Origin of the sequence: Streptomyces sp. SAI-127, from assembly GCF_029894425.1 — a bacterium.
GTDB lineage: Bacteria > Actinomycetota > Actinomycetes > Streptomycetales > Streptomycetaceae > Streptomyces.
On the sequence record NZ_JARXYJ010000001.1, the window covers coordinates 2,721,383 to 2,735,576 of the forward strand.

The 14,194-nt window shown below is 73.7% G+C and carries 6 protein-coding genes; 1 reads left to right on the forward strand and 5 read right to left on the reverse strand.

Annotated features, from left to right (window positions below; translation table 11 throughout):
- Window positions 1–3 precede the first annotated feature (3 nt).
- Window positions 4–1,266 carry a cellulase family glycosylhydrolase gene (locus tag M2157_RS12550; protein WP_280861907.1) on the forward strand — a complete coding sequence of 421 codons (1,263 nt, stop codon included), beginning with the start codon at window positions 4–6 and terminating at the stop codon, window positions 1,264–1,266.
- 88 nt (window positions 1,267–1,354) lie between these two features.
- Here M2157_RS12550 and M2157_RS12555 read toward each other — a convergent pair whose 3' ends face one another.
- From M2157_RS12555 to murC, 5 genes are all read right to left on the reverse strand, one after another.
- The gene (locus tag M2157_RS12555) at window positions 1,355–2,833 is read right to left on the reverse strand and encodes a glycoside hydrolase family 3 N-terminal domain-containing protein (protein ID WP_280865283.1); all 1,479 of its coding nucleotides are present in this window, start codon (window positions 2,831–2,833) and stop codon (window positions 1,355–1,357) included.
- Between the two features lie 82 nt (window positions 2,834–2,915).
- Window positions 2,916–4,388, reverse strand: coding sequence for a tryptophan 7-halogenase (locus M2157_RS12560; RefSeq protein ID WP_280861908.1), 1,473 nt, complete (start codon window positions 4,386–4,388; stop codon window positions 2,916–2,918).
- Between the two features lie 43 nt (window positions 4,389–4,431).
- Window positions 4,432–12,219, reverse strand: a complete 7,788-nt coding sequence (locus M2157_RS12565) for a type I polyketide synthase (protein WP_280865284.1) — start codon at window positions 12,217–12,219, stop codon at window positions 4,432–4,434.
- 131 nt (window positions 12,220–12,350) lie between these two features.
- On the reverse strand, window positions 12,351–12,758 hold the full coding sequence (gene msrB / locus M2157_RS12570) for a peptide-methionine (R)-S-oxide reductase MsrB (protein ID WP_057611153.1): 408 nt from the start codon (window positions 12,756–12,758) through the stop codon (window positions 12,351–12,353).
- A gap of 13 nt (window positions 12,759–12,771) precedes the next feature.
- Complete coding sequence (gene murC, locus M2157_RS12575) at window positions 12,772–14,163, reverse strand: UDP-N-acetylmuramate--L-alanine ligase (protein ID WP_280861910.1); 1,392 nt, start codon at window positions 14,161–14,163, stop codon at window positions 12,772–12,774.
- Window positions 14,164–14,194: the final 31 nt, after the last annotated feature.

The window sequence follows — 14,194 nt, forward strand, 5'->3', positions numbered from 1 at the left end:
TGATTGATACATTCGCGCAGGACAAGGCCCCGGCCCGAGGAGGATCCCATTCCCACGCTCCGCTTCGGCGTCAACTACACGCCCCGCCACGGCTGGTTCCACGCCTGGCACGACTTCGATCCGGGCCGCGCCCGCGAGGACCTGGCCCACATAGCCGGGCTCGGCCTCGACCACGTCCGGGTCTTCCACCTCTGGCCGCTCCTGCAGCCCAACCGCACGCTGATCCGCACCGCCGCCGTGGACCAGCTGACGCAGCTGGTCGACCTGGCGGCCGAGGCGGGCCTCGACGTCCTGGTGGACGGCGTGCAGGGCCATCTGTCGAGCTTCGACTTCTACCCGGAGTGGACCCGCAGCTGGCACCACCGCAACGTCTTCACCGACCCGGAGGCGATCGACGCCCAGGCGGACCTGCTCCGCACCCTCGGCCGCGCCCTCGCCGGCCGCCCGAACCTCATCGGCCTCCAGCTGGGCAACGAGCTCAACAACCTCATCGAGCACAACCCGGCGACGGTGGCGGAGGTCGACCACTACCTGGACACCCTGCTGGCCGCCGCCCGGGACGGCCTGGGCTCCCAGGGCCTCGTCACCCACTCCGCGTACGACGCGGCCTGGTACGGCGACGACCACCCCTTCACCCCGGAGGCCTCGGCCCGCAAGGGCGACCTCACCACGGTCCACCCCTGGGTCTTCTCCGGCGGCTGCGCGAGCCTCTACGGCCCCCGCTCCCCCCAGGTCCTGCACCTCGCCGAATACGGCACGGAACTGGCCAAGGCCTACGCCGCGGACCCGTCCCGCCCGGTCTGGGTCCAGGAGACAGGCGCCCCCGAACCCCACATCCCGGCCGCCGACGCCCCGCACTTCGCCCGCGAGACGATCCTGAACGCGTCGGGTTGCGAGAACCTGTGGGGCGTGACGTGGTGGTGCTCCCACGACGTGGACCGCTCCCTGGCGGACTTCCCGGAGCTGGAGTACACGCTGGGGTTGTTCGACGCGGAGGGGCGCCCCAAGCCGATCGCTCAGGCGCTGGCGACGACGATCACCGAACTGCGGGCCGGATCACTGCCGGCTGAGCCACGCGACACGGCCCTGGTCCTGGCCTGCACACCGTCCACGCGATCGGTGTCGGGGCCGGGCGGGGCGTACTTCGAGGAGTGGATGCGCCTGCGCCAGCAGGGGTTGCGTCCGGCGGTGGTCCTGGCGGAACGGGCGGAGGACGCGGGCTATCTGGCGGCAAGAGGGGTCAAGGAGCTCATACACATTCCATGAAGGTGAGCGCCTCGAAGGGGCGCGGGGCTGTATCGATATGCGGCTCCGCCGCGTGGGCGCGACAAGCCCCCACCGGCCCGCAGACGAATCACCGCGCTCCGACCAGCACTTCAGCCACCGCCCGCAGATTGACCCTCCCCCGCCCGTAAGAACACAACGCATCCCCCTCCGGCAGCCCCGTGGCGACCCGTACCACCCCCGGCCGCCGGGCCTCGATCACCTCCCGCATGCGGGCCTGCCAGGGATGCAGGCCCGCATCGCACGTGGCCACGACCAGTGGCGCACCCCCGGCCTTGGCCAGGATTTCCTCGACCGCACCTTCCAGATCGGCGGGCTCCCCGTTGACCGCCGTCCCCGTGGCCGTCGGATCAACGGCCAGCACCGCGGTCAGCAGATCCTCCCCACCCCAGTTCAACGCCGGATGCGGCGCCGGAAACAGGTCCACGACATGCGCCCCGGACACGGGACCCGGCGAAACCTGCCCCCGCAGGGCCCGCCGAGCCGCCTCCAGCCCCGCCCCTTCGTCCCATACAGCGACTTCCGCGCCCGGCGTCGCATACCGCTCCGCCAGCCGCTGAACCCGCCCCGCGGCCTCCCGAACCCGTTCCTCGGCCAGCACCCCGTCCCGCAGCGCCTCGAGCACGGCGTCCCGGCACTCCAGAGTCACCCCCAGATCCGCCACGGCGACGATGACCTGGTCCGCTCCGGCGGCGAGGGCGATCCGCGCCCCCGCGGCCTCCCCGTACAGGTCCGCGATCGACTTCATCTCCAGTGCGTCACTGACCAGCACCCCGTCGAAGTCGAGCTCGTGCCGCAGCAGATCCCCCAGGATGCGCCGGCTGAGCGTGGCCGGCCGGTTGGGGTCCAGTGCCGGAAAGACGACGTGCGCACTCATCAGCATCGGCACACCCGCGGCTATCGCGGCCCGGAAGGGGCCGAGGTCGAGTTCCTCGTACGGCCGCGGGTCGACGGCGACTTCGTGGTGGCTGTCGGTGAGGGTGCCGCCGTGCCCGGGGAAGTGCTTGGCGCAGGAGGCGATGCCCCGCGCCTCGGTGGCCGCGATCCAGGCGCCCAGGTGCCGGGAGACCAGCTCTGGCTCGGTACCGAAGGCGCGCGTGCGCACGATCGGGTTGCCGGCCTGTCGCTGGATGTCGGCGACGGGTGCGTAGGAGGCGGTGATGCCCAGCGTGGCCAGATGTCCGGCGAGGGCGTCGGCGCAGCGGGCGGTGAGGTCCGGGTCGTCGACGACGCCGAGGGCGTAGGAGCCGGGGATCTCCGGGGCGCCCGCGGCGACCAGGTGCCCGATGCCGCCGCCCTCGTTGTCGATGGCGACCAGCAGGTCGGGCCTCAGCGCCCGCAGGGTGTCGGTGAGCCGGCGCACCTGTTCCGCGTCGCGCACGTTGCGGGTGAACAGGATGACTCCGCCGAGACCGCGGTCGATGAGCCGCTTCAGGGTGTCGGGGACGGCCGTGGTGCCCTCGAACCCGGCGACGAGACAGCGGTGTGCGGCCTCGTCGAGGTCGACGGGCAGGGCGGTGCGGGCAGGCTGGCGCTCGGTGTGGGTCACCCCCGGAATCTTCTGGCTCGTCCAGCCGAAAGTCAACATACCAATGGTTCGGTCATTCATCGCCGCGCGGGGCGGCCGTTCCTCAAGCCGGGTCCCAGCCCAGCCCGTCCGCGGAGGCGACGAGGTGACCTGTGCCCGCCGGACCGGTGTCGTCCAGGGGTCCGCCGTAGAGCGCCTGCTCCTGGAGATCGTTGCCGGTCCGGAAGGTCTCGCCGACGACCCGCGTGGACAGCAGCGGGTTCACCCGGTCGTCGGTGGTCGCCAACCGGCCCACCGCGCCTTCCAGTTCGGCCGCCGCGGCACTCCAGTGGTCCCCGAGCCGCTCCGGGCCCAGCACCGCCGAGTCACCCGAGACCAGTCCACCCGCCAGTTCGGCGAAGGCGGCCACCTCGGTGCTGTCGACCTTCGTGACCTTCTTCGCGGACCAGAAGTAGGACTCGTCGTTGCGCTCCATGTCGTAGAAGGCGATGAGGAACTCGTAGAACACCCCGTACTCACGCCGGTAGCGCGCCTCGAACTCGGCGAAGCCGCGCTCCTCGGGCACACTGCCGTCGAGTGCCGAGTTGACCGCGCGGGCCGCCAACAGGGCGCCGTAGGTGGCCAGATGGACGCCGGACGACAGCACCGGGTCCACGAAGCAGGCGGCGTCACCGACGAGCGCCATGCCGGGCGTCGAGAAGGACGTCTTCCAGTACGACCAGTCCTTGCGCACCCGCACCCGGTCGTACGGCGGCTCGGTCGCGGCCGGCACCCCGTCGAGCAGCTCGGCGACCTCCGGGCAGGCCCGGATCATGTCCCGCCAGGCGGCCCGCGGATCCCGCTGGACGGCGGCGGTGTGCTCGGGCGAGATCACGGCGCCGACGCTGGTCAGGTCGTCGCGCAGCGGGATGTACCAGAGCCAGCCGGCGTCGAACGCGGCACAGAAGATGTTGCCCCTGTTCGGCTCGGGGAGCCGCCGTCCGCCCGCGAGGTACCCGAACACGGCGAGATTGCGGAAGAAGTCCGAGTACACCCGCGTCCCGCCCACCCCGGAGTGCACCCGGCTGGTGCTGCCGGACGCGTCGATGACGTAACGGCCGTACGCGGTACGGGCGTTGCCGTCAGCGTCGGTGTACTCGACTCCGCGCACCCGCTCGTCGTCGGCGACGATCCGGCGCACTGTGCTGCCCTCCCGCACCTCGGCGCCGACGCGGGCGGCGTTGCGCAGCAGGATCTCGTCGAACCGGGAGCGCTCCACCTGGAAGGCGGTCGCCGTGGGTTCGGGCAGCCGGGGCGTCATGGAGAAGGAGAACTGCCACGGCTTCGGGTCGCGCCCCCAGCGCAGTGTGCCGCCGCGCTTGAGGGTGAACCCGGCCTCGGCGACCTCCTCGGCGACACCGAGGATGCCGCACAGGCCGTGCACGGTCGCCGGCAGCAGCGACTCGCCGATCTGGTACCTCGGGAACGTCTCCCGCTCCAGCAGCAGCACCCGGTGCCCGCGCATCGCGACGGCGGCCGCGGCGGTCGAGCCGGCCGGCCCGCCACCGACGACGATCAGGTCGTACTCGGGGTCCATCGGGAACTCCAGTTCTCGGTCGGGGGTTACGCGGGTTGTCGGCCTACGCGGGCAGCCAGGCGCGGATCGCCGCGGCCGTGGAGTCGGCGTCCTGGTGGACGACGGAATAGTGGTCGCCGGGGACGTCCGCGGTGTCGTGGGGCAGCGGCCAGTGCGGCAGCCAGTCCCCCTCGGGGTCGATCGTCCGCATCTCGGCGGTCGGCCGGCCGCGCAGCAGCAGCGTCGGCACGGGGGACGACTCGGGGACCGGCTCGGGGTGCCATCCCTCGAGAACGCGCGCATAGCCGCCGCCCGCGATCAGCAACGAGTCGTCGAACTCCGCGACCACGTCCTCCGGCAGGGCGGCCCCGGCCGCCATCAGGGCGAGTGCGCGCGCGTCACCGCGCTGGAGCACACCCGCGTGGGAGTCGATCAGGACGACACCGGCCGGCGGCTCCCCGGCGGTCGCCAGCCGGCGTGCCACCTCGTGCGCGATCACCCCGCCGGCGCAGTAGCCGACCAGGACCACGGGGCCGCCCCGGGCGATCTCCCGCACCGCGTCGGCGTGCGCTCGCGCCAGCGTCTCCATCGAGTCCGGCACCGCCCGGTCGGCCCCGAATCCGGGGTGCTCCAGCAGGTACAGGTCCCGCTCCCCGGCGAACTGCCGGGCCAGTCCGGCCGGGACGCGCTGGAAGGGTGCGAGGTAGTCGGGGATGTAGGCGAGCGCTGCGGTCCTTCGTCCGGTGCCGCTGCGGGCGAGCCGGAGGGGTTCGACGGCATGCCGGGCGCGGTCCGTGGCGGTGAAGGACGGCAGGGCGTACGAGGCGACGTACCGCAGGGTCATCGCCTCCAGCGGACCCTGCTCGCCCAGGACACGGTGGTAGAGGGTGGTGAACCGGTAGGCGGACGGCGGTACTTGAACCGCGGTCTCCGTCACCGGGGTGCCTTCCGGCTCCTCCGGCCCCGCTGATTCCGGCAACGCACCCGCCTCCGCCAAAGCGTCGAGGATGTGCGCCGACAGCCCCTCCAGCGTCGGATGCTCGAGGACGACCGTGGGCGCCAGCCGCACCCGCGTGAACGCGCTGAGCCGGTTGCGGAACTGAAGGGCCGTCAGCGAGTCGAAGCCGAGCTGCCCGAACTCCCGGTCGGCGGGGAACGCGTCCGCGTCCGGGAAGCCGAGCACCGCGGCCAGTTCGGCGCGGAGCAGACCCGCCAGCACACCGGCGCGGTCGGCCTCGGGAGTCGCCGCGAGCCTCTTGCGCCAGGCACCGGGAGCCTGGCCGGCCACGGGTGCCACGGCAACCGGTGCCGGGCGCGCCGGAAGCAGGTCGGCGAGCACCGGCGGCGGGGTCGAGCCGCTCGCCGTCGCGCGGGCGAACGGGACGGGCACCAGCACCGGTTCCGCCGTGCGCAGCGCGGAGTCCAACAGCTCGACGCCCTCGTGCTCGGTGACCGCCGGCACCCCGCCCTCGTCCGGCAGGTTCGGGGCGACCCGGCCCGCCATGCCCTCGCCGTGCGCGGTGGTCCAAGGGCCCCACGCGAGGGACTGCGCGGGCAGCCCACGGGCGGCCCGGTACTCGGCCAGCGCGTCGAGGAAGCCGTTGGCGGCCGCGTAGTTGGACTGTCCCGGCCGGCCCAGCACACCGGCGGCAGAGGAGTACAGCACGAACGCGGACAGTCCCAGGTCCTCGGTCGCCTCGTGCAGATGCCAGGCGGCGTCCGCCTTGGGCGCCAGCACCTCGGCCACCCGCTCGGGCGTCATACCGTCCACGACACCGTCGGCCACCACTCCGGCCAGATGGAACACGCCGGTCAGGGGCGGCCTGCAGGACTCGACCAGCGCGTCGACGGCCGCCCGGTCGCTCGCGTCACAGGCCACCACCCGCACGTCCGCGGGCAGTTCGGCCGCCCAGTCCGGGGTACGGCCGCCGCGGCTCGCCAACAGCAGGTGCCGTGCCCCGTGTTCGGCCACGAGATACCGGGCGAGGCTCGCGCCGAGCGCACCCGTGCCGCCGGTGATCAGCACGGTGCCGTCGGGGTCGAGGGCGGGTGGCGGGGCGCTCGCGGGGCCCGTGGCGACCAGCCTGGGCACCAGGACCGTGCCGTCGTGCAGGGCGAGTTGGGGTTCACCGGTGCGCAGGGCCGCGTCCAGCGCCGCGGGCGTGGCGGTGCCGTCACGGAGGTCGACCTGCACGATCCGGCCGGGGTGCTCGGACTGGGCGCTGCGCAGGAACCCGGCCACCGCGGCCTGCGCCGGGTCCGGGTCGTCCCCGGTGGCGTGGCGGGTGAGTACCAGCAGACGGCCCGGGCGGGGGTCGGCGACCCGGTCGCGTACGCGGGCGAGGACGGCCGTGACGAGGTCCCGGGCCCGGCCCGGCGTGTCCGCGCGGGACCCGGCCGACAGGTGTGCCGCATCGAGCAGTTCGTGCTCGGTGTCGGTGTTTCCGGCTTCCGGGGCGGGCCGCCAGGCCACCTTGTACAGCTCGCTGGGCCGGACCTTCACCGCCCGGGTGACCATCGACTCGACCGTGGCCAGGGGCCGCCCGTCCACGCCGGTCAGCGTCACCCGTACCTCGTCGGGTCCGAGCCGCTCCAGACGCGCCCTCGCGGCGGTGGCGCCCGTCGCGTGCACGCTCACTCCGGTGCAGGCGAGCGGGACCCGCGCCTCGCCCGGCCCCCCGGCCAGCAGCGCGGCGTGCAGAGCCGCGTCGAACAGCGCGGGATGCAGGGTGTACGAGCCGGCCTCCGCCGCCTCCTGCGGCTGAAGCTCCAGCTCCGCGAACGTCTCGGCGCCACGCCGCCAGAGCCTGGTGACCGCGCGGAAGGCCCGGCCGTAGTGGTGGCCGTACGCGGCGGGCCGCGCATAGTCGACGGCGAGCTCCTCGGCGCCGACGGGCGGCCAGGGCGTGTCCTGAGCGGCGGGTGGCGTACCGGCCGCGGCGACCGACGCTTCGGCATGGCGGGTCCATGTGCTGCCCGTGTGTGCCCACACGGTGATCGGGCGGTTCCCCTCCTGATCCGGGGTGTCCGCGACCACCTGGATCCGCACCTGTTCCGACGCGGGCAGCACCAGCGGCTCGTGGAGGACCAGCTCGGACAGCCGTGGCGAGCCCTCCGCCGCGCTTTCCCCGGCCGCCCGGAACGCCAGCTCGGCGAAGACCGTCGCGGGCACCAGCACCCGGTCGCCGATCACATGGTCCGCGAGCCAGGGCTGCCGCGCGGTGGACAGCACACCGCTGTACCGGGTCCGGGGCCCGTCGGCGTCCGGCTGCGCCGGTCCGACCAGCTTCCGGTCGTCACCGCTGTCGTCGCCCCGCACGTCGAGCCAGAACCGCTGCCGCTGGAAGGGGTACGTCGGCAACGGCCGCCGCCGGGCGCCGGTCCCGGCGTAGACGGACCGCCAGTCCACCGGCACGCCGTGGACGTGCAGCTCCGCCAGAGCTACGGCCGTCTCGGCGCCGGACGTGAACAGGGCCCCGGAGCCCGGCTCGACGCACTCCTCGGCCGCCGCGCTCAGCGCCGCCGACGGTCCGGCCTCCACGTACGCCGTCACCCCCGCCCGCGCCAGCCACCGCACCGCGTCGGCGAACCGCACGGTCTCGCGTGCCTGCCGTACCCAGTACTCGGCGGTCCGGATCGCGTCCGGCTCCGGGCGGCCGGTCAGCGTCGACACCACCGGCAGGGACGGCCGGTGGTAGGTGACCGACTCGGCGACCTCCCGGAACTCCTCCAGCATCGGGTCGAGCAGCGGCGAGTGGAAGGCGTGGCTGACCTTCAACCTGGTTGCCGTACCGCCGAGTCGAGCCGCCAGCGCGGACACCTCCTCCTCGGCACCGGACAGCACCACGGACTCGGGGCCGTTGACCGCCGCGACGGCGACCCGGGCGCCGGGCACCTCGTCGAGCTGTTTCACCACGTCCGTCAGGGGAGCCCGTACGGCGAACATCGCGCCGCCTGCGGGGAGTGCGGCCATCAGCCGGCCCCGCGCGGCCACCAGCCGTACCGCGTCGGAGCGTGAGAGGACGCCCGCGATGTGGGCGGCGGCCAGTTCGCCGATCGAGTGGCCGACCAGGAAGTCCGGCCGTACCCCGCAGTCGGCGAGCAGGGTGTGCAGCGCGACCTCGTAGGCGAACAGGGCGGGCTGGGCGTAGTCGGTGCGGTGCAGGAGGTCGCTGTCGGGGTCGTCGATCACCTCGCGCAGGGGCAGGTCGAGCAACGGGGTGAAGGCGTCGCACAGTTCGGTGAAGGCCTTGGCGAACGTGGGGAAGGCGGCGGCCGTTTCCCGGCCCATGCCGGTCCGCTGGGCGCCCTGGCCGGCGCAGAGCAGCGCCACCTTGGAGGTGCCGCGGGCGGTGCCCTTGCGCAGTGCGGGGCTGTCGGATCCGTCGGCCAACTCCCTCAGTCCGGCCAGGAGTCCGCCCGCGTCGGCGGCCAGTACGGCGGCGCGGCGCTGGAGCGGCGTCCGGGTGGTGGCGAGCGAGTACGCGACATCCAGGGCGGCCGCGTCACCTTCCAGGTCGGCCAGAGCTGTCGTCAACTCCCTTGCGTGGGCCCGGAGCCCGGCCTCGTCGCTGCCGCTGACGAGCCAGGGGGCGGTGGCGGGCGGGCCGGAGCGGACGTTCCGGGGTTCCTCCGCGGCCTCCCCCGGCTCCTCGATGATCACGTGCGCGTTGGTCCCGCCGATCCCGAAGGAGGAGACCGCCGCCCGGCGCGGCCGGTCCCGCTGCGGCCAGGGCCTGGCCCGGTCCAGCAGCCGTACCGCCCCGTCGGACCAGTCGACGTGCGACGACGGCTGCTCCGCGTACAGCGACCTGGGCAGTTCGCCGTGGTGCATCGCCTCGACCATCTTGATCACGCCGGCCACCCCGGCCGCGGCCTGGGTGTGACCGAAGTTCGACTTGACCGAGCCCAGCCAGACCGGGTCGTCCGGGTCGCGGTCGCGGCCGTAGGTGGCCAGCAGGGCGCCCGCCTCGATGGGGTCGCCGAGCGCGGTCCCGGTGCCGTGGCCCTCGACGACGTCGACATCGGCCGTGCGGAGTCCGGCGTCGGCCAACGCCAGCCGGATCAGCTCCCGTTGGGCCTCGCCGTTCGGGGCGGTGAGGCCGTTGGACGCGCCGTCCTGGTTGACGGCGGAGCCCCGCAGCACCGCCAGGACCGGGTGACCGTTGCGCCGGGCGTCGGACAGCTTCTCCAGCAGCACCAGGCCGACTCCCTCGGCCCACGCGGTGCCGTCCGCGCCGTCCGCGAAGGACCGGCAGCGGCCGTCCGCCGACAGCCCGCGCTGCCGGCTGAACACCACGAACGGCTTGGGACTGGCCAGGACGGTCACCCCGCCGGCCAGCGCGAGGGTGCACTCGCCCGCGCGCAGCGCCGCGGCGGCCAGGTCCATGGCGACGAGGGAGGACGAGCAGGCCGTGTCCACGGTCAGGGCCGGGCCGCGCAGGCCCAGCACGTAGGAGATCCGTCCCGAGGCCACGCTGCCCGCCGAACCGGCACCGAGGTGCGCCTCCAGCGGGTGCTGCGACGCCCCGCCGCCGTATCCGCCGTGCATCAGACCGACGTAGACGCCGGTGGCGCTGCCGCGCAGCGAGGGCGCGGGGATGCCCGCACGCTCCAGCGTCTCCCAGGCGACCTCCAGCAGCAGCCGGTGCTGCGGGTCCGTGGCGGTGGCCTCGCGCGGCGAGATACCGAAGAACAGCGGGTCGAAGTCGGCCGCGTCGGTGAGGAAACCGCCGCGTCGGGTGTACGTCGTCCCGAGCCGGTCCGGGTCGGGGTGGTACAGGGCGTCGACGTCCCAGCCCCGGTCGGCCGGGAACTCGCCGGTGGCGTCCACACCGTCGGACACCAGCCGCCAGAGGTCCTCGGGCGAGCGCACCCCGCCCGGGTAACGGCAGCCGACGGCCACGATCGCGATCGGCTCCGCGGCGGGGCCGCGGCGCGGCTGTGCCGTCTCACGGGAGCCGCCGTGGAGGCGCTCGTCCAGGTGGGCGGCGAGCGCGGCGGGGGTGGGATGGTCCCAGACCAGGGTGGCGGGCAGCCGTAGTCCGGTGCGCAGGCTGAGCCGGTGCCACAGGTTCATCGCGCCCATGGAGGTGAGACCGAGGTCGGCGAAGGCGGTGTGGGGGTCGATCGCCGCCGCATCGGTGACGGGCGCCTCACCGCCGCCGGCCGCCGGGGCGGGCGCGGTCGCACCACCGGTCACCGGCCCGTCGGAAGCGACCGGCTCGCCGACGGCCTCCGACCCACCGATCGCCGCCGTCTCCGCGCACACCAGCTCGGTCAGCGCCGCCCGCCGCTCCGCCGGGTTGCGGTCGGCGAGGCCCGCGAGGGTCTCCTCGGCCGGGCGTGCGGCGAGGCCCTCCCTGAGGACGGCCCGCCGTGGCTTGCCGGCCGCGGTGCGCGGGATGGCCGGGGTGAACAGGACGTCGTCGGGCACCTTGTGCGCGGAGAGCACCTCGGCGCAGGCTCGCAGCAGGGCGCCCGTGTCGAGGCCCCGCTCCCCCGGTACGACGAACGCGACCGGGACCTCTCCGAGCAGCGGGTGCGGCCGCGCCACCACGGCCGCGTCCAGCACCCCGGGCAGTCCGCGCAGCACCTGCTCGACCTCGACGGGGTCGACGTTCTCGCCGCCGCGGACGATCCGGTCGTTCACGCGTCCGGTGACGGTCAGAGCTCCGTGCTCACCGAAACGCCCCAGGTCACCGGTGCGGTACCAGCCCTCCCCCGCCACGGCGCCCCCGTCGTGGTAGCCGAGCATCACGCCGGGCCCGCGGACCCAGATCTCGCCCTCGGCGCCGACGGCCTCCTCCCCGGTCCCGGGATCGGCGAGCCGCACCTCCATGCCGGGCAGCACCGTCCCGCTGCTCCCCCGTACCCGCGGCCCCGCCGGCGACTCCATCGCGATCTTGCCGCAGGTCTCGGTGCTGCCGTACCCGTCGAGCAGGGGCGCCCCGAGCCGCCCCTCGACCCGCTCCCGCAGCTCCGGTTCGCTCGGCGCCCCGGCGGTGACGCACAGCCGCAGCGAGGGCACTTCGCCGAGTCCGGCGTCCAGCAACTGCTGGTAGGTGAGGGGCACTCCGCCCAGAACCGTCGGCGCGAACTCGTCGATGAGCCGTAACAGCGCGGCCGGTTCACGCACCGCGGTGATCCGCGCGCTGCCGCCCGCCACGGTCGTACCGAGCACACAGAGCGAGTGGGCGTAGGTGTGGGCGAGCGGCAGCGGCCACAGCAGCCGGTCGTCCGCCGCCAGCCCCAGCCGGGGCACGTAGCAGGCGACCGGCGACCAGAGCGCGGACCGCTGACTGGCGACGGCGGCCCTGGGAGTGCCCGAGGTTCCGGAGGTGTAGAGCAGCCAGGCGGGCTCGTCCAGTCCGAGATCGTCGCGCGGTTCGGGTGAACGGCGGTCCGCCACGAGGTCGTCGAAGTGCACGACCCCGTCCGGCACCGGCCCCTCCCCGGTCACCACCAGTCGCGGCGACCGCTCCCCGACCACGCTGGCGATCCGGGCCAACTGGCGCCGGTCGACGACCAGTACCTCCGGATCACAGTCGGCGAGCAGCGCCGCGAGTTCGGCGTGGGTCCCGCGCGGGCTCAACGGCACACCCACGGCGGCGGCTCGGACCGTGGCGAGCAACCCCTCGACCAGTTCCACGCTGTTGTCGAGACAGAACGCCACCCTGGCCCCGCGCCCGACGTCCAGCGCGCCCGCCAACCGCCTTGTGCGGAGCTCCAGTTCGGCCCAGCTCACCGACCGGCGGTCGTCGGCGAACGCGAGCTTCCCGCCGTATCGCGAGGAGTTCCCGACCAGCAACTCCGCCACGGGCCGGACCTCGGCCACTCCCCCGACGCGCATCGGGCCTCCTTCTGGATCACCGAGTCCGCACCGTATCCCGCCCGCGCGCCCGGCACCGCATCACAAAGAGGGCTCACATGGCCGGAGTTGATCGGTCGGCGTCCGGAGGAAACGTGACCGGAACCGCTCCGTCAGCCCTCGTCCGCCGTCAACCGCAGCGAGATGCTGTTGATGCAGTACCGCTGGTCGGTGGGCGTCGGATATCCCTCACCCTCGAACACATGTCCGAGATGTGAGCCGCAGCGGGCGCAGCGGACCTCGGTACGGACCATGCCGTGGGAGCGGTCCGCGATCAGTTCGACCGCGTCGGTGTCCTTCGGGTCGTAGAAGGACGGCCAGCCGCAGTGCGACTCGAACTTCGTGGTGGAGGTGAAGAGCTCGGCCCCGCAGGCGCGACAGGAGTACACGCCCGTGGTCTTGCTGTTGGTGTACTCGCCGGTGAAGGCCGGCTCCGTCCCGGCCTGACGGAGTACGGCGTACTCGGCCGGGGTCAGCTCCGCACGCCACTGCTCGTCCGGCTTTTCGACGTCGTACGACATGAAGCTCAGCCCCTTACTTCGCGAGACGGTCCAGGATCAGCGGGCCGAGGTCCGTCACGTCACCCGCGCCCATGGTGAGAACGAGATCACCGGCCTTCGCCATTCCCGCGACCACCGACGCCACGTCCGCCTTGTCGTGGACCGGCGTCACGTCCGCGCCCGCGGCCCGCGCCGCGTCGATGATCAGCTCGCTCGTCACTCCGGGGATCGGGTCCTCGCGGGCCGGGTAGATGTCCAGGACCAGCGAGCCGTCCGCCGCCGCGAGCGCCTGGCCCATCTCCTTGCCGAGCTCCTGCGTCCGCGAGAACAGATGGGGCTGGAAGACGACCAGGATGCGGGCGTCACCGGCCGCCGCCCGCATGGCCTCCAGGTCCGCCGTCATCTCGGTGGGGTGGTGGGCGTAGGAGTCGATGACCTGCACTCCGGCCGCCTCGCCCTTGAGCTGCAGGCGCCGCTTGACGCCCGTGTACGCGGCCAGGGCGGGAGCCAGCTCGGCGGCCGGGACACCCAGCGCGACGCCCGCCGCCAGCGCGGCCACCGCGTTGTGCGCGTAGTGGCGGCCGGGCACGGACACGGTGAAGGTGAGCGGCGAGCCGTCCAGCTCCACGGTGACCTCGCTCTTCAGCCCCTGCGGGACGACCGACAGCACACGCACGTCGGCGTCCTCGGCGTCGCCGTAGGTCACCACCCGCACGTCACCCGCGGTGACGCGCCGGGTCAGCTCCCGCGCGCCCTCGTGGTCCGCCGAGATCACCAGCGTGCCGCCCTCGGTGACGCGGTCCACGAAGGTCTCGAAGGAGGCGTAGATCTCGTCCATCGACGCGTAGTTGGCGTGGTGGTCGAGCTCGACGTTGAGGACGATCGCGACCTCGGGGGCGTACTTGTGGAAGCTGCGGTCGGATTCGTCCGCCTCGGCGACGAAGATCTCGCCCTCGCCGTGCAGGGCGTTCGAGCCGGGGGCGTCCAGGTCGCCGCCGATCGCGTACGACGGCTTCAGGCCCAGTGCGCTCAGCGAGACGGCCAGCATCGACGTGGTCGTGGTCTTGCCGTGGGTACCGGCGACCGCGATCGGCCGCAGGCCGTCCATCAGCGAGGCGAGGGCGTCGGACCGGTGCACCACGGGGATGCCGAGCTCGGCCGCCCGCGCCAGTTCCGGGTTGTCGGCCCGGATCGCCGACGACACGACCACACAGGTGGCGTCGGAGGCCAGGTGCTCCGCCGCGTGCCCGATGTGCACGGTCGCGCCCAGCGCCCGCAGTGCCTCGGCGGTCGCGGAGTCCTTGGCGTCGCTGCCGGCCACCTTCGCCCCTCGCTGCGCGAGGATCTTCGCGATCCCCGACATCCCGGCCCCACCGATCCCGATGAAGTGCGGTCGGTCCATGGCGGTAGGAAGGCCGGGGGCCATGTGGTGTCTCCCTGTGCATACGGCTACGGCG

Excerpts from the sequence above, each read along its gene's own strand:
- msrB (WP_057611153.1), bottom strand. The coding sequence starts at position 12,758 with ATGTCGTACGACGTCGAAAAGCCGGACGAGCAGTGGCGTGCGGAGCTG.
- M2157_RS12565 (WP_280865284.1), bottom strand. The coding sequence starts at position 12,219 with ATGCGCGTCGGGGGAGTGGCCGAGGTCCGGCCCGTGGCGGAGTTGCTG.
- M2157_RS12560 (WP_280861908.1), bottom strand. The coding sequence starts at position 4,388 with ATGGACCCCGAGTACGACCTGATCGTCGTCGGTGGCGGGCCGGCCGGC.
- murC (WP_280861910.1), bottom strand. The coding sequence starts at position 14,163 with ATGGCCCCCGGCCTTCCTACCGCCATGGACCGACCGCACTTCATCGGG.